Here is a 25,065-nt window from a genome sequence, read left to right on the forward strand (position 1 = left end):
CGGTGGGGGCTGGTCGCGCACTTCCCAGCCCCCCGCGCCCCCTCACGGGGCGTCGGAAGCCTTGAGCACCGCCCGCATCACCTCCCTCGCGATCGGTGCCGCGTCACCGCCCCCGCTGATGTCGCCCCGTACCGCCTCCGCGTCCTCCACCACCACCGCCACGGCCACTTCGGGTTCGGCCGCGTCGTCGGACTGGGCCCAGCCGATGAACCAGGCGAAGGGGGTGCCGGAGTTGCCGAGGCCGTGCTGGGCGGTGCCGGTCTTGCCGCCGACGGTGGCGTGGCGGAGGGCGGCGTTGGCGCCGGTGCCGTCCTCGACGACGCCGCGCATGAGGTCACGCAGCCGACGTGCGGTGGTGGGGTTCATGGCCTGGCGGAGCGGGTGCGTGCCCGAGCCGGCGACCGTGCGGCCGCTCGCCGTGGTGGTGCGTTCGACGAGGTACGGCGCCCGCACCGAGCCCCCGCCCGCGACCGCCGCCGTGACGAGCGCCATCTGCAGGGGTGTGGCCCGGGTGTCGTACTGGCCGATGGAGGAGAGGGCGAGCTGGGCCCGGTCCATCTCCGTGTCGAAGTTGCTGGGGGTGACCGCGAAGGGGATCCGCATACCGGGGTCGTTGAAGCCGAAGGCGCGGGCCGTGTCCGTCATGGCGCCGAGGCCGACGTCCACGCCCAGCTTCGCGAAGACCGTGTTGCAGGACCACTCGAAGGCATAGCGCAGCGAGGCGTTCGCGCAGCCCTCGACCTCGTTGGCGAGGGAGGTCGTGGTCCCCGGCAGGGTGTACGGGTCGGGGGAGCGGGTCGGGGCGTCGAGGTCCGTGACCACCCCGGAGTCCAGCGCGGCGGCGGCCGTCACCACCTTGAAGGTCGAGCCCGGCGGATAGGTCTGCCGCACCGCCCGGTTGAGCATCGGTCTGCTCGCGTCCCCGTTCAGCCGTGCCCACGCCTCGGCCGCCGCGGGCCCGTTGCCGGAGAGCTGTCCGGGGTCGTAGGACGGCCGGGAGACCAGCGCCAGGACGCGCCCGGTGGCCGGTTCGAGCGCGGCGACCGCGCCCCGGCGGGTGCCGAGACCCACGTACGCCGCACGCTGGGCCGCCTCCTGGATCGTGGTGACGACGGTGCCGCCGGCGTTGCGGTCGCGGGTGATGTCGTTCCACAGCGGGAGGAAGGACAGCTGCGGGTCGCTGCCGTCGAGGAGGGAGTCCTCCGCGTGCTCCAGGAACGTCGTCCCGTACACCTGCGAGGCGAAGCCCGTGACCGGCGCGTACAACGGGCCGTCCCGGTACGTCCGTTCGTAGCGGAGCTGCTCCCCGGTGTCCGTCGAGCCGGTGACCGGGCGTCCCCCGACCACGATGTCCCCGCGCGGCTGGCCCCAACGGGCGATCTCCGGGCGCCGGTTGGCGGGATGGTCGTCGTAGGCCCGGGACTGCAGGACCTGCACGCGGGTGGCGTTGACGAGGAGGGCGAGCAGCAGCAGGGCGCACAGGGCGGCGGCCCGGCGGATGTACGTCGTCATGCGCTCCGGCCCTCCGGCAGGCCGTCCCGGCCCTCCGCGCTCCCGAGCGGGTCCCCCGACAGCGGCCCGGGGGCGTACTGCCGTCGGGAGGAGTCGCTGAGCCGGATCAGCAGGGCCACGATGACCCAGTTGGTGACGACCGAGGAGCCGCCCTGGGCGAGGAAGGGCATCGCCATGCCGGTGAGCGGGATGAGGCCGGTGACACCGCCGGCGATGACGAAGACCTGGAGGGCGATGATCGAGGCGAGGCCGGTGGCCAGGAGCCGGCCGAAGGCGTCGCGCAGCGCGAGACCGGCCCTGAAGCCGCGCTCCACCAGCAGGGCGTAGAGCAGGAAGATCGCGGAGAGTCCGGCGAGGCCCAGCTCCTCGCCCGCCGTGGCCAGGATGAAGTCGGACTTGACGGCGAAGCCGATCAGGATGGAGTGGCCGAGGCCGAGGCCGGTGCCGAGCAGCCCGCCGGCGGCGAACGCGAAGAGCGACTGGGCGAGTTGGCCCGCACCCTGGCCCGCCTCGATCGACGCGAACGGATGCAGCCAGTCCTCGACGCGGCTGTGGACGTGCGGTTCCAGCCAGCCGACGGCGACCGCGCCCACGCACGCCAGCAGCAGCCCCACCGCGATCCAGCCGGTGCGGCCCGTGGCGACGTACAGCATGATCACGAACAGGCCGAAGAACAGCAGCGAGGTGCCCAGGTCCCGTTCCAGGACCAGGACGCCGACGCTCAGCAGCCAGATGGTGACGATCGGGCCGAGGACCCGCCCGGTGGGCAGTTGCAGGCGCCTGAACCGCCAGATCTGACGTCCGGCGTACGCCAGCGCGTTGCGGTTCGCCGCGAGATAGCTGGCGAAGAACAGCGCGAGCAGCACCTTCGCGAACTCGCTCGGCTGCAGGGAGAACCCGGCGATCCGTACCCAGATCCGGGCCCCGTTGACCGGTGGGAAGAGGATCGGCAGCGCCAGCAGCGCGAGCGCGGCCACCACCGAGACGTACGCGTACCGCTGGAGCACCCGGTGGTCGCGCAGCAGCGCCACCACCGCGATGAACAGCGCGACGCCGAGCGTCGACCAGTTCAGCTGCGCGGGCGCCGCCTGGTCGGCCGGTGTCTCCAGGTCGAGCCGGTGGATCAGCACCAGTCCCAGGCCGTTGAGGAGCACCGCGATCGGCAGCAGCAGCGGATCGGCGTACGGCGCCCGCAGCCGGACCACCAGATGGGCCAGCAGCGCGAGCACGCCGAGCCCGGCGCCGTAGTCGGCGGCGCCGGGCGGGACGGTGCCGTATCTGGCCAGACCCACAGCGCAGTAGCCGTACACGGAGAGCAGGACGGCCACGACGGTGAGGGTGAACTCGACGCCTCGGCGCCGGAGCAGGCGTACGGCGGGCGGCGGGGACGGGTCCGAGGGATCCGCCGCCAGGGTCGTTCCGGCCTTGGTGGTCATGCCCGGAACTTACCCAAATGGAATGCCTTGTGCGTCTTGTTGTGACTCGTTGCGTCTTGTTGCTCAGGCGTCGCACCAGCGTGGCGCCTTGAACGGGGCGATGTAGCGGGCCGAGCCCCAGGCCCAGGTCCCGTCGACGAGCAGGTACCACTGCCGGTTGCCGTCCACGCTCTGGCCCTCGGTCCGGCAGTAGATCTTGACGATCTCGCCGTGGCGCGCGACCCGGATGACCGAACCTCCTCGGGTCGGCGCGCTGCGCAGGATCAGGCCGGACCGGGCGACGACCTCGCCGTCGACGATCTGCTTGCTGTTCCGGGGGTCCTCCTGTTCGGCACCGGCGGCGGGAGTCGTGGCGGCGAACGCGAGGAGAGCGCCACCGGCAGCGGCTATACCGAACCGCATGAGCAGAATCCGCAGGGACATCTGATGTTCCTCCAGGAAAAAAGGGCGAGGCTGACTATTCGCCACGTTAGGAGGAGGGCGGAGGGGGCGCCTTTCTCGATGGGCCATCAGGGCGGCGCCGCTTCATTCAGGGCGCGGGGAACTGCGCGATCAGTCCCCACCGGCCCGCAGTCGCAGAACGGCCAACGCGCCCCCGTCCGAGGCGTTCTCGAACCCCAACCGCGCTCCCAACACCTCCGCCTGCCCCACGGCGATGGTCAAACCCAGGCCGTGTCCCTTGGCGGAGCCCTCGGTACGAAACCTCTGCGGCCCCTCGGTCAGCAGATAGTCAGGGAACCCGTTCCCGTGATCCCGCACGGTCACCACCGGCCCCTGCACGGTCAACACCACCGGAGGCGCACCGTGTTTGTGGGCGTTGGCCACCAGGTTCCCCACGACCCGCTCCAGCCGCCGCCGGTCCGTCTCCACGCACGCGTCCTCGACGACCCGCACCTCGGTGTCGCCGCTCGCGTGCGCGGCCACCCGCTCGGCCAGCAGCCCGAGCCGGATCGCGTCCAGGTCCAGCCGCTCGCTCCCCGCGTCCAGCCGCGAGATCTCCAGCAGGTCCTCGGTCAGTGTCCGCAGCGCGGCGACCCGGTCCCGCACCATCTCCGTCGGTCGTCCCGCAGGCAGCAGCTCCGCCGCCGCGTGCAGTCCGGTCAACGGCGTACGCAGCTCGTGCGCGACGTCGGCCGTGAACCGCTGCTCGCCGAGCAGTTTCCGCTGCAGCGTGGAGGCCATGGTGTCGAGCGCGGCGGCCACCGCGGCCACCTCGTCGCGGTAGCGCGCCGGGTCCGCCGTACGGGGGTCGCCGACCCGGGCGTCCAGGTCGCCCGCGCTGATCCGCCGGGCCACCTGGGAGGTCGTGCGCAGCCGCCGGGTCACCCCGCCGACGCCCAGCGCGCCGACGGCCAGCGTCACCCCGATCGCCAGCGCCGAGGAGCCCAGGATGGCCCGGTCGAGGTTCTCGATGGTGGCCGCGCTCTGCGCGTAGTCGATCCGCACGGCGAGGGCACGGCCGTCGGCCGGGGCGGCGGCCCACATCGAGGGGACCCCGGAGACGACCCCGACCATCGTGCCGCGCCGCCCGCTCACCGCCAGCTCGCGCAGCTCCCCCGGCATGCCCCGCGGGTCGATCCCGGCATCGGGCGGGAGCCGGTTTCCGGCCTGGTACGCCTGTGCCGCCTCGTCGAGCCGGACCAGGGCCCGGGAACGGGCGTCGCTCACCGTCCGGTTGGTGACGGAGACATGGACGAGGGCGCCGAGCAGAGCGGCCAGCCCGCAGCACATGACCGTGATGAACGCCAGCGCCTTCCAGGTGAGCGAGGAGGCCCAACGGGGCAGGCCGAACCGTTTCCGCCCGGGTCTCGCGGACCTCGTGGACGTCGTGGACCCCGCGGCGCTCACCCCGGCCTCACCGAGGGCGAGACGGAGGGCGCGTCGGGCGAGGGTGAGGCGGAGGGGGCTGCCGACGGGGACCGGGAAGGCTTCGCCGCTCCGCCCACGCGCAGGATCTCGTCCCGGGTGAGCAGCATCGCCAGCTGGTCCTCGTCCCAGGTCCACTGCGTGCGGTACTCGTAGCCGACGATGCCGGCGGGGGAGCGGATGATCACGGTCCGGCCCGCCAGCTCGACCGCGAGCACCGCGTCGTCGTTGGCCAGCACCTGCACCAGTCGGTCCGCCTGGAAGGTGTACATCCGCACCGCCGTCAGGTTGCCGGGCAGCAGCCGGAAGCCGAGCACCATGTCGTCGCGCCCGTCGCCGGTGAGGTCCCGGTAGTAGGCCTGGAGGACGGGGCACTTGGCGCGGTCGGTCTTCCGGCCGGTGGTGGTGTCCGCGCCGGTGGTGGTGTCCGCGCCGGTGGTCGTGAGCGTGCCTGCGGTGGTGTCCGTGCCGGTGGTCGTGTCCGGGTCGGCCGAGGCGTCGGTGCCGCCCTTTCCGCAGTCGGCCATGCGTGCGGTCGTTCCCCCGTAGGGAGCCTCGGACCCGGCGTACACGTCGGGGTGCGCGGCGATCTCCGCGCGGACGACGGCCAACGGGTCCACCTTGTGGATGTCCTCGCCGGGAGCCCTGATGCCCTTGACCACCTCCGTCTCGGCCTCGCCGTAGTCGTAGGCGGGGGAGGACGCGGGCGGCTCCCCGGGCCACAACCGGGTCGGGCCGCTCGCGGTGGGCGTCGCGCCCGCGCTCATCAGGCCCCCGGAGTCGCCACAGCCGCCCACCAGCAGCACGGCGGCCGCGGCGACGGAGGCGCCGACGGCGACACGCGCGCCGACGGCAGCGCGCGCAGGGCGGCTGGGGGACACGGGACTCCTGGGTGTACGGGGACGGCAAAGGCGGTTGTGGGGGAGGACCGCTGTGGTCCCGTACACCCTAATTCGTGCGGAAGTACTTTTTCGTGACGGCTCGGTCGAGCCGGCCGCGCTGTCCGGCACGCAGGGCCCTCGGCTCGGAACGCCGCCCCGCCCGGCACACGCCGTTACTCGGCCGGCTCCTCCAGTTCCTCCAGCAGCCGGACCGTCGCCAGCCCCGTGTGCAGGTACTCCACGAACAGCTCGTTGTGCAGCGCCCACGGCGAACGGCGGGTGCGGATCAGCCGGATCGCCTCCTCGGCGGAGTGCCCGTCACGGATCAGCGCGTGCGCCACGACCAGACCGGAGCGGTTGTACCCGCTGTAGCAGCGGACCAGGACCCGCTTGCCGTCCTCCAACGCGTCGCACGCCGCCTGCGCCAGCCGCATCACACCCGCCAACTGCGTACCGTCCAGCGGCCCGTCCGGGATCGGCCACACATGGTGCTCGACACCCTCGTCGGGTCCGTGCCCCGGCAGCCGAAGCAGGGTCAGCACCAGATCGAACTCGTCGCGTACGACCGCGAACTCGACGCCCCCGGTACCGGTCGGCCCCGCGAACTCGTGCCCGCCCATCCACAGCCCCGGCACGATCTCGCTCCACGGTTCCCGCGGAGCCGGGACATCGGGTTGCTTGCGCGTCCGCAACGGCGCCTCCCCCAGGCCGTGGCCCTCGACGACGGGTCGTCACCCCAAAGGTAGCCGGGTTCTTGCCGATGGAGCACCCCGCCTGTTCCCATGGTCGTGGGGTGATGGTGCATGAGCGGACTGCGCGTCATACCGACCTGGCGTCATGGACAGCGACGCCTGTACGTGTGCCGGACCGACGGGAGGAACATCGCCTGGTACGACCGTGAGACGGGCCGGGTGAACCTCCTCAGCGAGGAGCTGAGAGAGGACGTGCTGGCCGTCCTCCGCCCCTTCGTCACCGGCCCCGTCACCGTGGGACCGCCGCCCGTGCCGACCCCCGCCGAACTGGCCCGGCTGAGCCTCCCCCCGGACGACGACCTCGCCCCCAACCGGCCCGGCGAGGCCCTGTTGATCGCCCTCGACCGCGCTCCCGGCCCGGCCCGTCGGCTGCGCCCCGACCCGCGCCGCCGCGCCCTGGCCGCCGAACAGGCCGTCGGCGACACGCTGGACCGGCTGGCGGGCGCCGGCTGGCACACCCTGCACTCCGTGCCACTGCCCGGCGGCGACCGCATCCACCACCTGGTCGTCGGCCCCGGGGGCCTGTTCTGCGTCCGCTCCGTCCACGCCCGCAGACAGCGCGTCGTCGTCACCGACCCCATGGTCGCCGTGGGCCGGCACGAACCCCGGGCGCTGCTGCGCGGGCTGCGGGCCGACGCCGACCGCGCGTCCTACGCCCTCACCGCCGAGGTCCGCCCGGTCCTCGCCCTCGTCGAACCCTCCTCGGTCGCGGTCACCGCACCCCTGCGAGAGGTGCGCGTCCTGCGCGACACGGACCTGTCGGAACTCGCCCGTGCCGGCGGGGTGCTGAAGCCGGCGGACGTGGAGGGCCTGCACGCGATGGCCCGCGACCGGCGGACGTGGACGCGCGTGTAGGGCCCGACCGGCCCTGGGCCACACCGGCGGTACCGCCGTCACGGCAGTGGTCGCGCGGCCTGCGGGTCCAGGAGCGGTGCCAGCAGGTCGCCGTAGTCCTGCAGCCGGGGGCCGATGTCCGGGGCGCGGAACGACAGCCGCTCGGGGGCGCCGCACTCCTCGACCTCGGTCCAGGTGACCGGCGCGGAGACGGTCGGCTCGGCGCGGGCCCGCAGGGTGTACGGGGCGGCCGTGGTCTTGCGGGCGGCGTTCTGGCTCCAGTCGACGAACACCTTGCCCGGGCGCAGACTGCGGGTCATCCGGTGGACGACCCGGCGGGGCATCGCCCGCTCCGCCTCGACGGCCAGTTCCCTGGCGTACTCCGAGACCCGCTCCGACGACGCCCCGCGCACCGCCGCCAGCAGATGCAGCCCCTTCGACCCGGACGTCTTCGCGTACACCTCGATCCCGTCCGCCCCGAGCCGCTCCCGCAGCCAGCAGGCCACCTCGCAGCACTCGACGACCGTCGCGGGCGACCCCGGGTCCAGGTCGAACACCAGCCGGTCGGCCTCGTCGGAGGTGCGGACGGTCCACTGCGGCGTGTGGTACTCGGCGACCAGGTTCGAGGCCCACATCAGGCTCGCCAGGTCCTGGACCAGCACCATCCGGGCGGGCCCCTCCATTCGCCGTACCTCGGCGGTGGTGACCCAGTCCGGCGTGCCCGGCGGCACGTTCTTGGTGAAGAAGACCTGGCCGCCCGGCCCGTCCGGGTAGCGCAGGAAGGAGACCGGGCGGTCGCGCAGATGCGGCAGCAGGGCGTCCGCCGTCGTGGCGTAGTAGTGCAGCAGCTCGCCCTTGGTGAAGCCCGTCGCCGGGTGGAGGACCTTCTCCAGATTGGAGAGGGCGACCCTGTGGCCCTCCACCTCGGTGATGGGTGTCATGGGACCCAGAATCCCATGATTGGGTGACGAAGAGGGTGAAGGGGGCCAATCATGCCCCCGCGGCCGTGTTCATGCCCCGCAGCCGTGCTCAGGCCCCCACCCGTTCGTGCTCAGGCCCCTTCGGCCGTGCTCATGCTCCCTGCGGCCGCGCTCAGGCTGTCCCCACGTACGCGGCCAAGTGCTCGCCCGTGAGCGTGGAGCGGGCCGCGACCAGGTCGGTCGGGGTGCCCTCGAAGACGATCCGGCCGCCGTCGTGGCCGGCGCCGGGTCCGAGGTCGATGATCCAGTCGGCGTGCGCCATGACCGCCTGGTGGTGCTCGATGACGATCACCGACTTGCCGGCGTCGACCAGGCGGTCGAGGAGCCCGAGCAACTGCTCCACGTCGGCGAGGTGGAGACCCGTCGTCGGCTCGTCGAGGACGTAGATGCCGCCCTTGTCACCCATGTGGGTGGCCAGCTTCAGCCGCTGCCGCTCGCCGCCGGAGAGCGTGGTGAGCGGCTGGCCGAGGGTGAGGTAGCCGAGCCCGACGTCCGCCATCCGCTCGACGATCCGGTGGGCGGCCGGGGTGCGCGCCTCGCCCTCGCCGAAGAACGCCTCGGCCTCGGTCACCGACATCGCGAGCACCTCGCTGATGTCCCGGCCGCCGAAGCGGTACTCCAGCACCGACGCCTCGAACCGCTTCCCCTCGCACTCCTCGCACGTCGTGGCGACGCTCTGCATGATCGCCAGGTCGGTGTAGAGGACACCGGCGCCGTTGCAGGTGGGGCAGGCGCCCTCGGAGTTGGCGCTGAACAGCGCCGGCTTGACGCCGTTGGCCTTGGCGAAGGCCTTGCGGATCGGGTCGGCCAGCCCGGTGTACGTCGCCGGGTTGCTGCGCCGGGAGCCGCGGATCGGGGTCTGGTCGACCGACACCACGCCCTCCTCGCTCGGGATCGAGCCGTGCACCAGCGAGCTCTTGCCGGAACCGGCGACCCCGGTGACGACGGTGAGCACGCCGAGCGGGATGTCGACGTCCACGTTCTGGAGGTTGTTGGCCGAGGCACCGCGGATCTCCAGCGCGCCCGTGGGCTTGCGCACCGTCTCCTTCAGCGCGGCCCGGTCGCCGAGGTGGCGTCCGGTGACGGTGTCGCTCGCCCGCAGCCCCTCCAGGCTGCCCTCGAAGCAGACCGTGCCGCCCGCCGTACCGGCGCCGGGCCCGAGGTCCACGACATGGTCGGCGATGGCGATCGTCTCCGGCTTGTGCTCCACCACCAGCACCGTGTTGCCCTTGTCGCGCAGCCGCAGCAGCAGGTTGTTCATCCGCTCGATGTCGTGCGGGTGCAGCCCGATGGTCGGCTCGTCGAACACGTAGGTGACGTCGGTGAGGGAGGAGCCGAGATGGCGGATCATCTTCGTCCGCTGCGCCTCGCCGCCGGAGAGCGTGCCGGAGGCCCGGTCCAGGGAGAGGTAGCCGAGGCCGATCTCCACGAACGAGTCGAGCGTGTAGTGCAGCTTGGCGAGCAGGGGCGCCACCGACGCGTCCTCGATGCCGCGCGCCCATGCGGCGAGGTCGCGGATCTCCATCGCGCAGGCTTCCGCGATGTTGAGCCCCTTGATCCGCGAGGAGCGGGCCAGCTCGCTCAGCCGGGTGCCGTCGCAGTCGGGACACACGGCGAAGGTGACCGCCCGGTCCACGAAGGCCCGGATGTGCGGCTGCATCGACTCCCGGTCCTTGGAGAGGAACGACTTCTGGATCTTCGGGATCAGGCCCTCGTAGGTGAGGTTGACACCGTTGATCTTCACCTTGGTCGGCTCGCGGTACAGGAAGTCGTGCCGCTCCTTCTTGGTGTACTCCCGGATCGGCTTCTCCTTGTCGAAGAACCCGGATTCGGCGATGACCCGCACGACCCACCCGCCCCCCGTGTAGGTGGGGATGGTGAACGGGTCCTCGGAGAGCGACTTGGAGTCGTCGAAGAGCTGGGTGAGGTCGATGTCGGAGACCGTGCCCCGGCCCTCGCAGTGCGTGCACATCCCGCCGGTGCGGCTGAACGTCACCTTCTCCGTCTTGGTCTTGTCCGCGCCCCGGTCGACCGTGAGGCCGCCGCTCGCCGAGACCGAGGCGACGTTGAAGGAGAACGCGCCGGGCGGACCGATGTGCGGGGTGCCGAGCCGGCTGAAGAGGATGCGCAGCATCGCGTTGGCGTCGGTGGCGGTGCCGACGGTGGAGCGCGGGTCGGACCCCATCCGCTGCTGGTCCACGGTGATCGCGGTGGTCAGCCCGTCGAGCACGTCCACCTCGGGCCGGGCGAGGTTCGGCATGAAGCCCTGGAGGAAGGCGCTGTACGTCTCGTTGATCAGCCGCTGCGACTCGGCGGCGATCGTGTCGAACACCAGCGAGCTCTTCCCCGAGCCGGAGACCCCCGTGAACACGGTCAGCCGGCGCTTCGGGATCTCGATGCTGACGTCCTTGAGATTGTTCTCCCGCGCCCCGTGCACACGGATCAGATCATGGCTGTCGGCGGCGTGGGGCCCGGGAGCCTGCGCCTGCGTCCGCGCGCTCGTGGCCTTGGTCATCGTTCCTCCATCTGTCGGGCGGGGCCGCGTCACGGTCCCCACCGGCGTCGCCCGTCCACCGCCCATCGTCGTACGACCGCGGTGGCCCCTCCACGCCCTCTTCTCGTCGCCCTCTTCCGGACGCCCTCTTCTCGACGGCTGCGGCGGTCCTCCGGATCTCAGACCTCGCGGACGGGGATCAGGTTGCCCGCCGGATTACGAACGGCGAAGCCACCGACGAGGACCTCGCGTCGATGGTGAGGTCCATGGCTCTCACGCTAGGCGCGTCCCACCCACCCGCGCTTCTCGAATCCTGACCGGTGCGGTGACGGGGCCGGAACTGACCGGTGGCGGGGCAGGACCGACCCGGCCGGTGGCGGGGCACGGCCCGGCCCGGTGGGGGAGCACCCGTCGGCCGTCGACGGGCAGGGGCGGCGGGTCGGCGTTACGGTGTGGACAAACCGGAAGCAGGGACCCGAAAGGTGCGTGCTGCCCGTGCGATCCATCTGGAACGGCGCCATCTCCTTCGGCCTGGTCAGCATCCCGATCAAGCTGGTGAACGCGACCGAGAGCCACTCCGTCTCCTTCCGCCAGGTCCATCTGGAGGACGGCGGCCGCATCCGTTACCGCAAGGTCTGCGAGCTGGAGGACCGTGAGGTGACGCAGGGGGAGATCGGCAAGGCGTACGAGGACGCCGACGGCACGATGATCCCCATCACCGACGAGGACCTCGCGTCGCTGCCCATCCCCACGGCCAAGACGATCGAGATCGAGGGCTTCGTACCGGCCGAGAGCGTGGACCCGCTCCAGGTGGACGCGGCGTACTACCTCGCGGCGAACGGGGTTCCGGCCGCCAAGCCGTACACCCTCCTCCGCGAGGCGCTCAAGCGCAGCGGCAAGGTGGCCATCTGCAAGTTCGCGCTGCGGGGGCGTGAGCGGCTCGGCATGCTCCGGGTGGTGGACGACGTCCTCGCCATGCACGGTCTGCTCTGGCCCGACGAGATCCGTACGACCGAGGGCGTCGCCCCCGACGCGGGTGTCACCGTCCGCGACAAGGAACTCGACCTGGCGGACGCCCTGATGGACACGCTCGGGGAGGTCGACCTGGAATCCCTGCACGACGACTACCGCGAGGCGGTCGAGGAGCTGATCGCGGCGAAGGCGTCCGGCGAGGAGCCGCCGAGCGCTCCGATGCCGGCGGCGGAGGGCAAGGTCCTCGATCTCATGGCCGCGCTGGAGAAGAGTGTGCGTGACGCGAAGGAGTCCCGGGGCGAGAGCGTCGAGGCCGAGGCTGACGTGACCCACCTCGCGTCCCGGCCCACCCCCAAGCAGTCCTCGGGCAAGAAGTCCACGGCGTCGACCAGGAAAACGGCCGCTTCCCCCAAGAAATCGACCGCGAAGACGACACAGCCGGCGAAGAAGACGGCCACGAAGCAGCAGACACCCAGAAAGACGACGACGGCGAAGTCGACGACCACGAAATCCACGGCGGCGAAAAAGACCGCGACGGCGAAAACACCCGCGAAGAAAACCCCGGCGAAGAAAACCACAGCACGCAAACGCTCGGCCTGAGGGGGGACGACTCGACTCGGTACGCCCCCTCGCCGAGGGCTCCTTCCGTGGTCTGACCAAGCTCTTTCCTGGCCGGCCGCGGCTTGCTTGCAACCGGTGCCCTCTTCACCGTCAGCGATCTCTTGCAGCTCTCCGGCGGCCCTCCCGCCGACTCTGCCCACCCCCGCGCCACTCAGCCACGACCGTCGCGGTCGGTTTGGCGGCGCCCGGACGCACCGGAGCGGGGGCTGTTGCGATCTACGGACGCCCCGGGGGCTACCTGGTACGGCGCAGAGCCAGGACCGCGTTGTGACCACCGAAGCCGAAGGAGTTCGTCAGGGCGAGGTCGCCGTCGCTGGGGAGCGGGCGTGGCGCGGCGGTGACGACGTCGAGGGTGATGGCCCGGTCCTGGTCGGCGCAGCCGATGGTCGGGGGGATGAGCCCGTGGTGGAGCGTGAGCGCGGTGGCGAGGGCCTCCACGGCCCCGGCCGCCCCCTGCAGGTGCCCGAGGTGCCCCTTGAGCGCCGTCACCGGCACCCGGCGCCCCGCCAGCACCGCCGTCAGCGCGTTGGCCTCCGCGAGGTCCCCGTCGACCGTGGCGGTGGCGTGCGCGTTGACGTGGACCACGTCCGAGGGCCCCGCCGCCGCGTCCTCCATCGCCCGCCGCAGCGCGAGCGCCACCCCCGAGCCCGACGGATCGGGCGCCGCCATGTGGTGCGCGTCGGCGGACAGCCCCCACCCCGCGGCCTCGCAGTAGACCCGCGCCCCACGGGCCCGGGCATGGTCCTCCGCCTCCAGCAGCAGAAATCCCGCCCCCTCGCCGTTCACGAACCCGTCCCGGTCCTGCGCGAACGGGCGGGACGGACTCTCCTCGCCCTCGTCCAGCCCGTGCCGCGACAGCGCCCGCATCGCCGCGAAGGACGCCATGATCGCCGGGGTCACCACGGCCTCGGCCCCACCCGCGAGTGCCACGTCCACCCGCCCGTACCGGATCCGGTCGACCGCCTGCCCGATCGCCTCGGTCCCGGAGGCGCACGCACTGGTGACCGTGCGCGCCTCCCCGGTGATCCCGAGGTCCAGCGAGACCTGCGACGCCGCCTGCGAGGGCACACACATCGGGGTCGTGAGCGGCGAGACACCGCGCGGCCCCCGGTCCCGTAACTGCCGGTCGCCGGCCACCAGCACCGACGCGTCACCGAGGATCGCCCCGGCGGACACCCCGACCCGCTCCGCGTCGAGCCCGCTCTCCGCCGCACCACCGGGCTCGAAGCCCCCGTCCCGCCACGCCTCCCGCGCCGCGAGTACGGCGAACCGGGCGGCCCGGTTCATACGCCGGGCCCGGGGCCGGGGGAGCAGCTCGGCGGGATCCACCGGCACCGTCCCCGCGACCCGCACCGGTAACTCCGCGAACTCCTCCCCGTCCAACTCCCGTATCCCGCAACGCCCTTCCAGCAGCCCCTGCCACAGCTCACCCACGCCCACCCCGAGCGGAGTGACGGCCCCCAGCCCCGTGACCACCACGCGGCGCCCCACCGAAAACGACATACGCCCTCCCCGAACTGCCCGGACTCGCCCGATCCTCCAGTTCCCGAGATGGTTCCCGCTTCAACTGCTTGCTGCACCCACCGCCGCACCCATGACCGACGAGGGCACTCGCACGGGGGCGCAGCGCGAAGGCGTCCGCGAACCCTTCCCGCGAGGCCCAGGCCCAGGCCGAGGTCGAGGCGGAGGGCCGACGGCGACCACGCCAGGCGCCGTGGGCCGCTGACGTCTCGCCCACGGCGGTGTACGGCGGCTTACCGGACCGTCGGCCGCTTACCGGGGCGCGGCCCGAAGGCCGCCGCCCGTCAGAGCACCTTCGCCCGCACCAGCGCCGAGAGGACGAGCGTGCCCGGCAGGAGGGGGAGCCAGACGGTGAGGACGCGGTAGCCGATGACCGTGGTGGTGGCGAGGGCCGCCGGCGCGCCGAAGGCGACGAGGGTGAAGACGAGCGCCGCGTCCATGGGGCCGAGGCCGCCCGGCGCGGGCACCGCACCGGCCGCCGTACTCGCGACGAGATAGGCGAAGAGCATCTGCGGCCAGGACACGGGCAGCCCGAGCGAGGAGCCGACCGAGGCGACCACGGCCCCCTGGCACAGGGGGAAGGCGGCGGCCCCGCCCCACAGGGCCAGCGCCCGGCCGGGGCGGCTGTGCACGATCCGGGTGTCGGTGAGGGCGGAACGCAGCCCTCCGATCAACGGCCGCCGCAACGGCTGTACGGTCGTGATCAGGGTGACCACGGCGGCGAGGCTGACGCCGGTGATCGCGCCGACCAGGGCGAGCGTCTCGCCCTTCGGAAGGAGTTCGGTCAGGCGCAGGGTGCCGGGGAAGGCGACGACGAAAGCGACGATCACCAGGGTCTTGGCCACGGGTTTGACCGCCGAGTACAGGGCGAGCGACGACGTGGCCCGGGCGAGGGGGATGCCCTGGCGCCGCAGGAACCGCAGGACGACGGCGTGGGCGCCGATGTTGCCCGGCAGTGCGTGCCCCGCCGCCCCTGCCGCGAACTGCGTCGCCAGCAACTGGCCCCGCGGCAGCCGTTCCGGCACCGCCCCCTGCCGTACGAACGCGGAGGCCACCGAGCACAGGCCGGTGAACAACACCCCGGCCAGGAGCCACCGCGGATCGGCCGAGGCCAGCCGCACCGCCCCGCCGTGCACGGTGCGCCAGTCGAACGCCGCCCAGGCACCGAGCAGCACCAACGGCAACAACGTCAGGGCCAGCCGCAGCCGTCGGCCATTGGCGGCCGACCGGGCGGGGAGCAGCGCCCGAACCCTGCCGGGCAGCAGCGCGACGAGCCGGGCCGGGCGGGGTACGGGGTGCTGGGCGGCGGTGGTGTCGCAGACGGGGGCCACCGCCGGGTTCGCGGCAGCCGCAGAGGCAGTCGGGACCGTGTGAACCGCGGGGTCGGCCGCTGCGGGATCCGCAGGAGCCGTGGGCTCGCACACCGCGGGCTCACCATCCGCGGGCGCGCAGCCCGTCAGCTCGGCAGCCAAGGGCTCAGAATCCGTGAGCCCGGCAGCCTTGGGCACGGCAGCCGTGGGTGCGGCGTGACGTGGGGCCCGGGTGAGGTCCACGGGACGGGCCGGGCTGGGTATCAGGGTGAGGGGATCGGGGACCGGGGACGGGGTGGGCCGCGAGGGGGGCGGCGCGTCGAGCGGGAGCGGGAACAAAGGGCACGTCGTCCTTCCGCGTCGCGTCGGTGCGGCGGGGGACCGCGTCGACGGAGGCAGGGCAAGTCAAGAACGAAGGGAACCCCACGACCGTTCCCACCCCAAATGACTCCCCGGTATGCACCGCCCGAACTCCTGCCACCGCCAGAACGACGACACCGCGCCCGAACAGCGGCTCCGCGCCCGACACCCACCCGAACCCCACGACCCCACATGAGACACAAGTCACTCCCGAGCCCCCCGACGCAAGGGGCGTCGGCTCCCGTGTTCTGCGTGTCCAGGTGCGCCCCCTGAGGGCGGTCGTCAGACCGCGCGATCCTTCAGCGAGCCGTGCCGCGATTCGTCGTGCCGCATTTCTACGAAACGGTCTCGATCCGGGCCACCGCTTGGGCGCTGAGGGCGGTGCGGCAATCATGGGGCCATGCATCGGCCGCCGCTCCGCCTCCACGCCCCCGAGTGGTTCACGGCCGACGAGTCGACCCTGAACGTGGCGTTCGTGTACCCGATGCAGGGGCCTGCCGGGATCTTCGGTCCCACCTGCGAGGCGTGCGCCCGGCTGGCGGCCGAGGAGATCAACAAGGCGGGCGGCGTGCTCGGCAAGGAGCTGCGGCTGCTGGAGGTCGACGGCGGCATGGATCCCCAGCGGGTCGCGGACGAGGTCGAGGCCCTGGTGGCGGCGGGTGCGGTGCAGGGCGTCACCGGCTGGCACATCTCCTCGGTGCGGCAGGCGGTGGCGCCACGGATCGCGCACCGGGTGCCGTACGTCTACACGGCCCTGTACGAGGGCGGCGAGCGCACCGAGGGCGTCTACATGACCAGCGAGACGCCTGCCTGGCAGCTGCTGCCGGCGATGCGGCTGCTCGCCGAGGCGCGGGGCGTGCGCCGCTGGTTCGTCGTCGGCAACAACTACATCTGGCCCCGGCGCACCGCCCAGGCCGCGCGCCGCTACGCGCGCGAAGGCCGGGGCCGGGTCTGCGGCGAGGCGTACCTGCCGCTGGGCACCGACGACTTCACCGACGTCCTGCGGCGCATCGAGCGGGCGGACGCCGACGGCGTGCTCATGCTCATGGTGGGCAGCGACGCCGTCCGCTTCAACCGGGCCTTCGCCGCCGCCGGACTCGACCAGCGCTGCGTGCGGCTGAGCACGCTCATGGACGAGAGCATGCTGCTGGCGAGCGGCGCCGAGGCGACGACCGACCTCTACAGCACGGCCGGGTTCTTCGCCTCACTGGCCGACCAGAACACGATGGACTTCCACGGCCGGTATGCGGGCCGCTTCGGGGTGGACGCACCGGTTCCGGGCAGTCTCGGCGAGTCCTGCTACGAGGGTGTGCTGCTGCTCGCGGCGCTGATCGAACGGGCCCGCACCCTGGACGTGTCCGCCATCGGAGCGGCCGCCGAGAACGTCGCGTACGAAGGTCCGCGCGGTCTGCTGAGCCTGGACGGACGGCATGTGCGCCAGCGCATCTACCTGGCGCAGGCGGACGGGCTCGACTTCAATGTGCTCGCCCAACTGCGCGCTCCGCACCAGCTGTCGTGACGCTCCCGCCGCCTTCCAGCGCCCCGGCCAGCTGATCGAGCAGCGTCTGCAACTGCTTCTCCTCGTCCTGCCCGAGCAGGGGTTCCAACGCACCCCAGTCGGCCCGGACCGCGCGGGACAGCTGCTGCCGGCGCTGCACTCCCCGTGGCGTGAGCTGGGCAAGGACACGGCGCCGGTCGACAGGGTCGACGCGGCGGAAGACCAGGTTCTGGTCGACGAGTTGATCGATCAGCTTCGTCAGGGTCGGCGCCGGCAGGAAGGCACGGTCGGCGAGGGCCGTCATGTTGTGCCCCTCGCCGTCGGAGAGCAGGTCGAGCACCCGCCACGCCTCGATGGAGCAGTCGAACTCCTCGAGCACGGACTGGACTCGGCGCACCGAGAGGCGCTCGGCCCGTGTCAGCAGGTGGAGCAGTTCCTGGGGCTGCCTCGCCATCGCACTCCTCAGCTCGCATGCGCACGACCCCGCGGCGGGGATGCCGTGAGCCTACCGTCGATCACCACACCCTTGACAGAGCATTCCCAGAATAAGATCCTTTCCAGCGGAAGCAATAAATGCCGCCACTGAGACGCCGTCAATCGTGCGTACCGGTGGCGGCTTTCCTCTTTATCGACCTGCATCGATACTTCCGATGGAAACTGTTCTTCAATTGCGCCGAAACGCCGTTGAAACAGTTTCACCCCAGGCTGTGGACGCACTTCAGCGACCAGCCCGGAGGTCACCCCGGAACGGCTGGGGACCTCGCGCGCCACGCCGCCGCCACTGAAGCGCGTCCGATCCATTCCTTCCCCAGAGTCTTCCGCTCCTTCCCAGAGCCTTCCGCTCGCTTCGCACCGCCCTTCGGGGCAAGGAGGTATTGAATGTCCGGGCTCCACATCAGCAGGCGCGGTCTCCTGGCAGGCGTATCCGCCCTCGGCGCATCGGCCGCCCTCAGCGCATGCGGCGCCAAGACCGGCAGTGACACGTCGTCAGGCTCCGGCGCCAAGGCGGACACCTCGGGTGACACCGTCAAGGTCGGTCTGCTGAACTCGCTCTCGGGCACCATGGCCATCAGCGAGGTGACCGTACACAACGCCCTGCTGCTCGCGGTCAAGGAGATCAACGCCGCCGGCGGCGTCCTCGGCAAGAAGCTCAAGCCGATCAGCCAGGACGGCGCCTCCGACTGGCCCACCTTCGCCGAGAAGGCGCAGACCCTGATCACGGACGACAAGGTCGTCGCCACCTTCGGCTGCTGGACCTCGGCCAGCCGCAAGGCCGTCAAGCCGGTCTTCGAGCGGAACAAGTCGCTGCTGTTCTACCCCGTGCAGTACGAGGGCCTGGAGCAGTCCCCGTACATCTTCTACATCGGTGCGACCACCAACCAGCAGATCGTGCCCGCGCTGGACTACCTCAAGAAGCAGGGCCTGACCAAGCTCTACCTCGTCGGCAGCGACTACGTCTTCCCGCGCACCGCCAACAAGGAGATCAGGGCGTACGCGAAGGCCAACGGCATGGAGGTGGTCGGCGAGGACTACGCGCCGCTGGGATCGACCGAGTTCAGCACCATCGTCAACAAGGTCAAGGACGCCGGCGCGGACGCCGTGTTCAACACCCTCAACGGCGACAGCAACGTGGCCTTCTTCAAGGAGTACAAGTCCGCGGGCCTGACCGCGAAGAGCCTGCCGGTGCTGTCGGTGTCCATCGCCGAGGAAGAGGTCAAGAGCATCGGCACCCAGTACCTGGAGGGCCAGCTGACGGCCTGGAACTACTACCAGACCACTCCGGGCGCGGCGAACGAGAAGTTCGTGAAGGCGTATCAGGCCGCCTACGGCAAGGACAAGCCGACGTCCGACCCGATGGAGGCCGCCTACATCTCGGTTTACCTGTGGAAGGAGATGGTCGAGAAGGCCGGTTCCTTCGACGTGGCGAAGGTGAAGGCCGCCTCCGACGGCATCACCTTCGACGCCCCGGAGGGCAAGGTCACCGTCGACGGCGCCACCCAGCACGTCTACAAGACGGCCCGGATCGGCAAGGTCGGCGCGGACGGCCTCATCGAGGAGGTCTGGAACTCGGGCAAGCCGATCGAGCCGGACCCCTACCTGAAGGGCTACTCCTGGGCCTCCGGCCTCTCCTGAGCCCCGCTCGGCCCCTCGCGGTGGGACCCGGCCTCCTCGTGCGGCCGGGTCACGCCCATGGAAAGCCCGCACCTTTCGTCCCCGACCCGGAGCCGCTTCATGACGGTCATCCTCAACCAGTCCTTCACCGGCATCAGTATCGGTGCCGTCCTGCTGCTCATCGCGCTCGGCCTGACCCTGACCTTCGGTCAGATGGGCGTGATCAACATGGCGCACGGCGAGTTCATCATGGCCGGCGCCTACACCACGTACGTGCTGCAGAAGTCCATCAGCGGCGCGGGCGTCTCCCTGCTCGTCGCCCTGCCCCTGGCCTTCCTGGTCGCCGGCGCCATGGGAGCGCTCCTGGAGTGGCTGCTCATCCGCCGCCTGTACACCCGGCCGCTGGACACCCTGCTGGTCACCTGGGGCGTGTCCCTGATGCTTCAGCAGCTCGCCCGGGACATCTTCGGCGCGCCCAACGTGCAGACCGCCGCCCCGGACCTGCTGACCGGCAACATCTCGGTCGCGGGCATCACCCTCGCCAACAACCGGCTGTTCATCCTCGGCCTCGCGCTGCTGTGCGTCCTCGGCCTCACCCTGATCCTGCGGCTCACCCCGCTCGGGCGCCGTATCCGGGCCGTCGTACAGAACCGGGCCCTCGCCGAGGTGTCCGGCATCGCCACCGAGCGGGTGGACCGCACGACGTTCTTCATCGGTTCGGGCCTGGCGGGTGTGGCGGGCGTCGCGCTCACCCTGGTCGGCCCGATCGGCCCGACCATGGGCACCAACTACATCGTCGACGCCTTCCTGGTCGTGGTCGTCGGTGGCATCGCCCAGCTCAAGGGCAGTGTCATCACGGCCTTCGCGCTCGGCGTGCTGCAGTCGGTGCTGGAGTACTCGACGACCGTGAGCGTGGCGAAGGTCGTCGTGCTCGTGGCGATCGTCGCCTTCCTGCAGTGGCGACCCCAGGGCCTGTACGCACTGCGCACCCGGAGCCTGGCATGACGACAACAACCACCTCCCCGACCAAGACGACGTCCGTGGTGCGGCCGTCGGCGCCCCTCCTGGAACGCTTCCGCGTGCCCGGCGGGTTTCTCCTCGCCGCCGTCCTGCTTCTCGGCATCGCCCCGCTCGCCCTGTCCGACTTCCGGCTCAACCTCCTGGCCAAGTACCTGTGCTACGCGATCGTGGCCGTCGGCGTGAGCCTCGCCTGGGGCCGCGGCGGACTGATGGTCCTCGGCCAGGGCGTCTTCTTCGGCCTCGGCGGCTACGCCATGGCCATGCACCTCAAGCTCGCCGACGCCGCCGCCACCGGCCAGACCCTGCCCGACTTCATGCAGCTGTACGGCACCGGTGACGCGCTGCCCTGGTGGTGGAAGCCGTTCGCCGACCCGGCCTTCGCGCTCGCCATGACCGTACTGCTGCCCATGGCGGTCGCCGCGCTGCTCGGCTTCTTCGTCTTCCGCCGCCGGGTCAAGGGCGCGTACTTCGCGATCCTCAGCCAGGCGCTCGCGGCGGCCCTGGCCATCTGGCTGGTCGGCCAGCAGGCCACCACGGGCGGCACCAACGGCCTGACCGACATCCAGGGCTTCTTCGGCTACGACCTCAACGACCCGCTCAACCAGCGGACGGTGTACTTCATCATCGCCGCCGCGCTTCTGCTGCTGATGGCTCTCGCTCGCCAGCTGTTCGTCTCCCGCTACGGCGAACTCCTCGTCGCCGTACGGGACTCCGAGGAGCGGGTGCGCTTCCTCGGCTACAACCCGGCCAACGTCAAGCTGGTGGCGTACGTCGTCGCGGCCGGCATGGCGGGCCTGGCCGGTGCCCTCTTCGTGCCCGCGGTCGGGATCATCTCCCCGGCGCTGATCGGGATCGTGCCGTCCATCGGCTTCGTCATCGGCGCGGCGGTCGGCGGCCGGGCCAGCCTGGTGGGCGCGGTGCTGGGCGCGATCGCGGTGGCCTGGACGCAGAGCACGCTCTCGGACGCCTACCCCGCCGCGTGGACGTACCTCCAGGGCCTGCTGTTCGTCGTGGCAGTCGGCTTCCTGCCCGGCGGCCTGGCGTCCTTGGTGACCGTCCTGCGCAGGCGCCGTACCGATGCGACCCCGACGGGAGAGACAGCATGAGCGGCGAGGGACTGACCGTCCGCGACCTGCGCGTGACCTTCGACGGCTTCAGGGCCGTGGACGGAGTGGACCTGGACATCCGTCCCGGCGACCTGCGCTTCCTCATCGGGCCGAACGGCGCCGGCAAGACCACACTCGTCGACGCGGTCACGGGTCTGGTGAAGGCGACCGGCTCGGTCCGTTTCGGAGACCAGGACCTGCTGGGCAAGCCGGTCCACAGAATCGCCCGTATGGGCATCGGCCGTACCTTCCAGACGGCCACCGTCTTCGAGGAGCTGACCGTCCTGCAGAACCTCGACATCGCGGCAGGCGCCGGACGCGGCCCGTGGACGATGCTGCGCCGCCGCAAGGGTGTACCGGAGTCGGTGACGAGGGCGCTGGAGACCACCGGCCTGACGGACCTGCGCGACCGCCCGGCGGGCGTGCTCGCCCACGGCCAGAAGCAGTGGCTGGAGATCGGCATGCTGCTCGTCCAGGACGTGAAACTGCTGCTGCTCGACGAGCCCGTCGCCGGCATGAGCCACGACGAACGCGAGGCCACCGGCGAACTGCTCCAACGGGTCAGCGGCGACCACACCGTCGTCGTCATCGAGCACGACATGGACTTCATGCGCTCCTTCGCCCGCAGCGTCTCCGTCCTGCACGCGGGCAAGGTGCTCAGCGAGGGCTCTGTCGCCGAGGTCCAGGCCGACGCCAAGGTCCAGGAGGTCTACCTCGGCCGCGCCTCCGAACCCGAGCCCGAACCCGCCGCCGTTCCCGTCGCCGAGGAGGCGTGACGCCCATGCTGCAGATCAACACCGTCCGGGCCGGATACGACCGCACCACCGTGCTGCACGGAGTGACGGTCGCGGTCCCGACGGACGGCGTCGCGGCCGTCCTCGGCCACAACGGCGCCGGCAAGAGCACGCTCCTGCGTGCGGCCATGGGACTGATCAAGCCGGCGGGCGGCACGATTCTGCTGGACGGCGAGGACATCACGCACCTCGCCCCGCACCAGCGGGTGGCCCGCGGCATGGCGTACGTCCCGCAGGGCCAGCAGTCCTTCCCCCACCTGACCACCGCCGAGAACCTCCAACTCGTCGCCGACGGCCGCCTGGACGGCAAGGAGGCCATCACCGAGGCCCTGGACCTCTTCCCGGCCCTGCGCGAACTGTCCGGCCGCCGGGCAGGCCTCCTCTCCGGCGGCCAGCGCCAGCAACTCGCCATCGCCCGCGCCCTGATCACGCGCCCCAGGCTCCTCCTCCTCGACGAGCCGACCGAGGGCATCCAGCCCTCCGTCGTCGCCGAGATCGAGGAGACGATCCTCGCCCTCACCCGACGCGGCGGCCTGTCCGTCCTCCTGGTCGAACAACACGTCGGCTTCGCCATGCGCGCCGCCCAGCGCTACTACGTCCTGGAGGCGGGACGCGTGACGTCCTCCGGCGACGGCGGGGCGGAGGCCGAACAGACCGTACGGACCGCGCTCAGTGTGTGAGGACGGAGGACTCCCCTGCTCATCGCGAAGGTGAGCGACCTCCACATCGAACGCAGCGAGGACGGCGTCGAGCGGGCCACGAGGGTCCGGGAGTACAGGTACCGCAACGAACTCCCGGGCCCGCTCGACGCCGTCATGGTCACCGGAGCCATCACCGACCAGGGCCGGCCACTCGCCGCTGGGCCGTGGGCTGCTTCGACCGCAGGGGCTCGGTCCGGTGCCGACCGTGGGACTCCGCATCCACTGTTTCGTCAGCCGAGCCCGGCCGGGCCCACCACGCGCCTGGACGTGGTCCGTGACCAGCCGACCAGCTCTGGCACTTCACGAGTTGGAGGTCAAACCCTCCGAATTCGTGGGCCCGCTCCCCTGGCAGCCCTAGGCTGGCGACGCATCAAGTGCACAGCCACAGCAGGGCGGAAGAGAATCATGCGCGGCCTCACCGAGGCGAACCTCAAGAAGCTGGCCGGCTCCCGTTCCTTCGACCGGGGGCGCGGCTATCTCGACGCGGTGTCCGGGGTCGAGGTGGGTGACGGCTGGGTCACCGCAAGCGTCCACGGCACGGAACGGTACGAGGTGGAGCTGGCCCTGGACGGGCCTGGCGGGCTATCCGGCGAGTGTGACTGCCCGTACGGCTTGGAGGGCAACTTCTGTAAGCACCTGGTCGCCCTCGGCCTGACCGTCCTCGCCCGGCGGGAGAGCCTGCCGCGTCAGCGGAAGGCGGCCCGGGACCGGGCACAGCACCTCGACGCGTGGCTGTCCACTCTCTCCCAGTCGGAGTTGCTCGCTCTGCTGCGGGAAGAGATCGACGAGAACAGGCAGCTGCGCCGCCGTCTGGAACTGCGAGCCGCGAGCACCCGCGGAGACCTCGCCGCGGTCCGGGCCCATATCCGCGACCTGCTCGACATCGGTCCCTTCGCGCAGTACGGACACGTCGAGTACGCCGATGCCCGCGCCTACGCCGATCAGGCCGGGCAGGCCGTGTCCGCGATCGGCGCGCTCACCGGCTCGGGCCGGGCCGCCGACGCGATCACCCTGGCGCGGGAGACGATGCGGCTGCTGGCCGAGGCTGTGGAGAGCGTCGACGACTCCGACGGCTGGCTCGGACAGATCGGTGCCGACCTTGCCGGCGCCCACCTCGACGCCTGCCGTGCGGCCCGCCCCGACCCCGAGGAGCTCGCGCGCTGGCTGGTCGGCCACGCCCTCGAAGACATGGACGACGGGCTCACCGACATCGATCCACTCGACTACCAAGACGTCCTCGGTGAAGAGGGAATGGGCGTTCTGCGAAAGCTGGCGGTCGAGGCATGGCGGGCCAATCGCCGCGGCTGGGCCGAAAAGCACCTGATGGAACGTCTGGCCAAGGCAGGAGGCGACGTCGACGCGGTGATCGCCGTGCACGCGGCCGACCTCGCCCCGAACGGACACACGCACCTGGTCATCGCCCGCGAGCTGGACACCGCGGGGCGCCCCGACGAGGCGCTGAGCTGGGCAGAACGCGGTATCCGAGAGGCCGAGGACCTCGCCACCGTCGATACAGCCCTCGTCGACCACCTCTGCGAGCGCTACGCGCAGGTGGCCCGGCACGCCGACGCGGTCACCCTGCGCCGCGACCACTTCGGCGCCCGCCTCTCCCTGCTCACCTACCAGCAGCTGCGGGCGGCCGCCCGCGCCGCCGAGTGCTGGCCGGCCGAACGTCAGGCGGCCCTGGCCCTGCTCCGGGCCGACGCCGCGGGACCCCGGCGAGGGGGCTGGTACGGCGGCCCCGTCCTGGTCGACGTCCTGCTCGACGACAAGGACGGGGCCGCCGCCTGGCAGGCCGCCACCGATACTGGTGCCGACGACCGGCAGTGGCTCTCCCTCGCCGCCCAGGCCCGCGCCGACCGCCCCGCCGACGCGCTCGGCGTCTACCTGCGCCTGACCGAACCATTGCTGAAGCAGACCGGCAGTGCTGTCTACGATCACCTCGTCGGCCTGCTGTTGAGCATCCGCGACTGCCACCGCAGTTTGGGCACGGAGGACGAGTTCGGGGTGTACCTCGCGAATCTGCGCACCACTCAGAGGCGCAAGCGTAATCTGATGCGCCTGATGGATGAACACGGCCTGTGACCCGGACGGCGCCTCGGAGGCTCACCCGGTTGGTGGGATGGTCAACCGTGGGAACTGTCAGTTGCCCCGGCCGTCCTACTCGCCCAGGCCCTCCCTCAGTCATCCTCGTGCAACCCGTGTTCTGTTCGGCCTCGGTCCGCGCGCCGCGTACTCGCAGGGACCTGGCCAGCACCACGACCGCGTTCCAGCTGGCGTCGTTCAAGGAGCCGT

The 25,065-nt window shown here is 71.6% G+C and carries 20 protein-coding genes; 9 read left to right on the forward strand and 11 right to left on the reverse strand.

All coding sequences use genetic code 11. From position 1 onward, the window contains the following. Positions 1 to 42 precede the first annotated feature (42 nt). From GWK25_RS07125 to GWK25_RS07150, 6 genes are all read right to left on the reverse strand, one after another. On the reverse strand, positions 43 to 1,512 hold the full coding sequence (locus tag GWK25_RS07125) for a penicillin-binding transpeptidase domain-containing protein (protein WP_215448992.1): 1,470 nt from the start codon (positions 1,510 to 1,512) through the stop codon (positions 43 to 45). Then, on the reverse strand, positions 1,509 to 2,948 hold the full coding sequence (locus tag GWK25_RS07130; RefSeq protein WP_251828758.1) for an FtsW/RodA/SpoVE family cell cycle protein: 1,440 nt from the start codon (positions 2,946 to 2,948) through the stop codon (positions 1,509 to 1,511). The genes GWK25_RS07125 and GWK25_RS07130 overlap by 4 nt, the downstream gene beginning before the upstream one ends. A gap of 63 nt (positions 2,949 to 3,011) precedes the next feature. Beyond that, the gene (locus tag GWK25_RS07135) at positions 3,012 to 3,371 is read right to left on the reverse strand and encodes an SH3 domain-containing protein (RefSeq protein ID WP_215448993.1); all 360 of its coding nucleotides are present in this window, start codon (positions 3,369 to 3,371) and stop codon (positions 3,012 to 3,014) included. A gap of 129 nt (positions 3,372 to 3,500) precedes the next feature. Further along, entirely contained in the window at positions 3,501 to 4,796 is a 1,296-nt protein-coding gene (locus tag GWK25_RS07140) for a HAMP domain-containing sensor histidine kinase (RefSeq protein ID WP_215448994.1), read from the reverse strand. After that, on the reverse strand, positions 4,793 to 5,695 hold the full coding sequence (locus tag GWK25_RS07145) for a hypothetical protein (protein ID WP_215448995.1): 903 nt from the start codon (positions 5,693 to 5,695) through the stop codon (positions 4,793 to 4,795). Before GWK25_RS07145 ends, GWK25_RS07140 begins: the two co-directional genes overlap by 4 nt. 173 nt (positions 5,696 to 5,868) lie before the next feature. Beyond that, positions 5,869 to 6,387, reverse strand: a complete 519-nt coding sequence (locus tag GWK25_RS07150) for a dual specificity protein phosphatase family protein (protein WP_215448996.1) — start codon at positions 6,385 to 6,387, stop codon at positions 5,869 to 5,871. A gap of 111 nt (positions 6,388 to 6,498) precedes the next feature. Here GWK25_RS07150 and GWK25_RS07155 point away from each other — a divergent pair, with 111 nt between their 5' ends. Continuing rightward, complete coding sequence (locus tag GWK25_RS07155; protein WP_215448997.1) at positions 6,499 to 7,302, forward strand: nuclease-related domain-containing protein; 804 nt, start codon at positions 6,499 to 6,501, stop codon at positions 7,300 to 7,302. Between the two features lie 38 nt (positions 7,303 to 7,340). Here GWK25_RS07155 and ligD read toward each other — a convergent pair whose 3' ends face one another. Together ligD and GWK25_RS07165 are read right to left on the reverse strand one after the other, a co-directional pair. After that, positions 7,341 to 8,222, reverse strand: a complete 882-nt coding sequence (ligD, locus tag GWK25_RS07160; protein WP_215448998.1) for a non-homologous end-joining DNA ligase — start codon at positions 8,220 to 8,222, stop codon at positions 7,341 to 7,343. A gap of 151 nt (positions 8,223 to 8,373) precedes the next feature. After that, on the reverse strand, positions 8,374 to 10,776 hold the full coding sequence (locus tag GWK25_RS07165) for an excinuclease ABC subunit UvrA (protein ID WP_215448999.1): 2,403 nt from the start codon (positions 10,774 to 10,776) through the stop codon (positions 8,374 to 8,376). A 465-nt stretch (positions 10,777 to 11,241) separates the two neighbouring features. Here GWK25_RS07165 and GWK25_RS07170 point away from each other — a divergent pair, with 465 nt between their 5' ends. Beyond that, positions 11,242 to 12,327: a Ku protein gene (locus GWK25_RS07170; protein ID WP_215449000.1), complete on the forward strand. Its 1,086-nt coding sequence runs from the start codon at positions 11,242 to 11,244 to the stop codon at positions 12,325 to 12,327. Between the two features lie 255 nt (positions 12,328 to 12,582). Here GWK25_RS07170 and GWK25_RS07175 read toward each other — a convergent pair whose 3' ends face one another. Together GWK25_RS07175 and GWK25_RS07180 are read right to left on the reverse strand one after the other, a co-directional pair. Beyond that, on the reverse strand, positions 12,583 to 13,851 hold the full coding sequence (locus GWK25_RS07175; RefSeq protein WP_215449001.1) for a beta-ketoacyl synthase: 1,269 nt from the start codon (positions 13,849 to 13,851) through the stop codon (positions 12,583 to 12,585). A 302-nt stretch (positions 13,852 to 14,153) separates the two neighbouring features. Continuing rightward, positions 14,154 to 15,134: a lysylphosphatidylglycerol synthase transmembrane domain-containing protein gene (locus tag GWK25_RS07180; protein WP_215457245.1), complete on the reverse strand. Its 981-nt coding sequence runs from the start codon at positions 15,132 to 15,134 to the stop codon at positions 14,154 to 14,156. Positions 15,135 to 15,939: 805 nt separating this feature from the next. On the opposite strand from GWK25_RS07180, the gene GWK25_RS07185 reads away from it, so the two are divergent. Beyond that, positions 15,940 to 17,058 carry a substrate-binding domain-containing protein gene (locus tag GWK25_RS07185; protein ID WP_215449002.1) on the forward strand — a complete coding sequence of 373 codons (1,119 nt, stop codon included), beginning with the start codon at positions 15,940 to 15,942 and terminating at the stop codon, positions 17,056 to 17,058. Here the strand turns inward: GWK25_RS07185 and GWK25_RS07190 are convergent. Next, positions 17,015 to 17,491, reverse strand: coding sequence for a MarR family winged helix-turn-helix transcriptional regulator (locus tag GWK25_RS07190; protein ID WP_215449003.1), 477 nt, complete (start codon positions 17,489 to 17,491; stop codon positions 17,015 to 17,017). The two genes, GWK25_RS07185 and GWK25_RS07190, sit on opposite strands and share 44 nt — an antisense overlap. Before the next feature lie 425 nt (positions 17,492 to 17,916). Here GWK25_RS07190 and urtA point away from each other — a divergent pair, with 425 nt between their 5' ends. The 6 genes from urtA to GWK25_RS07220 all read left to right on the forward strand — a co-directional run bounded on the left by urtA (position 17,917) and on the right by GWK25_RS07220 (position 24,855). After that, complete coding sequence (gene urtA, locus GWK25_RS07195) at positions 17,917 to 19,170, forward strand: urea ABC transporter substrate-binding protein (RefSeq protein ID WP_215449004.1); 1,254 nt, start codon at positions 17,917 to 17,919, stop codon at positions 19,168 to 19,170. A 99-nt stretch (positions 19,171 to 19,269) separates the two neighbouring features. Beyond that, the gene (gene urtB / locus GWK25_RS07200; protein ID WP_215449005.1) at positions 19,270 to 20,154 is read left to right on the forward strand and encodes an urea ABC transporter permease subunit UrtB; all 885 of its coding nucleotides are present in this window, start codon (positions 19,270 to 19,272) and stop codon (positions 20,152 to 20,154) included. Next, complete coding sequence (gene urtC / locus GWK25_RS07205) at positions 20,151 to 21,275, forward strand: urea ABC transporter permease subunit UrtC (protein WP_215449006.1); 1,125 nt, start codon at positions 20,151 to 20,153, stop codon at positions 21,273 to 21,275. Before urtB ends, urtC begins: the two co-directional genes overlap by 4 nt. Next, positions 21,272 to 22,051 (forward strand): urea ABC transporter ATP-binding protein UrtD, encoded by a 780-nt coding sequence (gene urtD / locus GWK25_RS07210; RefSeq protein ID WP_215449007.1) that lies wholly within the window; start codon positions 21,272 to 21,274, stop codon positions 22,049 to 22,051. The genes urtC and urtD overlap by 4 nt, the downstream gene beginning before the upstream one ends. 5 nt (positions 22,052 to 22,056) lie before the next feature. Continuing rightward, a complete protein-coding gene (gene urtE, locus GWK25_RS07215; RefSeq protein WP_215449008.1) occupies positions 22,057 to 22,749 on the forward strand; it encodes an urea ABC transporter ATP-binding subunit UrtE in 693 nt (230 codons plus the stop codon). A gap of 426 nt (positions 22,750 to 23,175) precedes the next feature. Next, positions 23,176 to 24,855 carry an SWIM zinc finger domain-containing protein gene (locus tag GWK25_RS07220; RefSeq protein ID WP_215449009.1) on the forward strand — a complete coding sequence of 560 codons (1,680 nt, stop codon included), beginning with the start codon at positions 23,176 to 23,178 and terminating at the stop codon, positions 24,853 to 24,855. Positions 24,856 to 25,065: the final 210 nt, after the last annotated feature.

This window comes from Streptomyces sp. ATCC 21386, from assembly GCF_018728545.1.
In the GTDB taxonomy this organism is placed as follows: Bacteria; Actinomycetota; Actinomycetes; order Streptomycetales; family Streptomycetaceae; genus Streptomyces.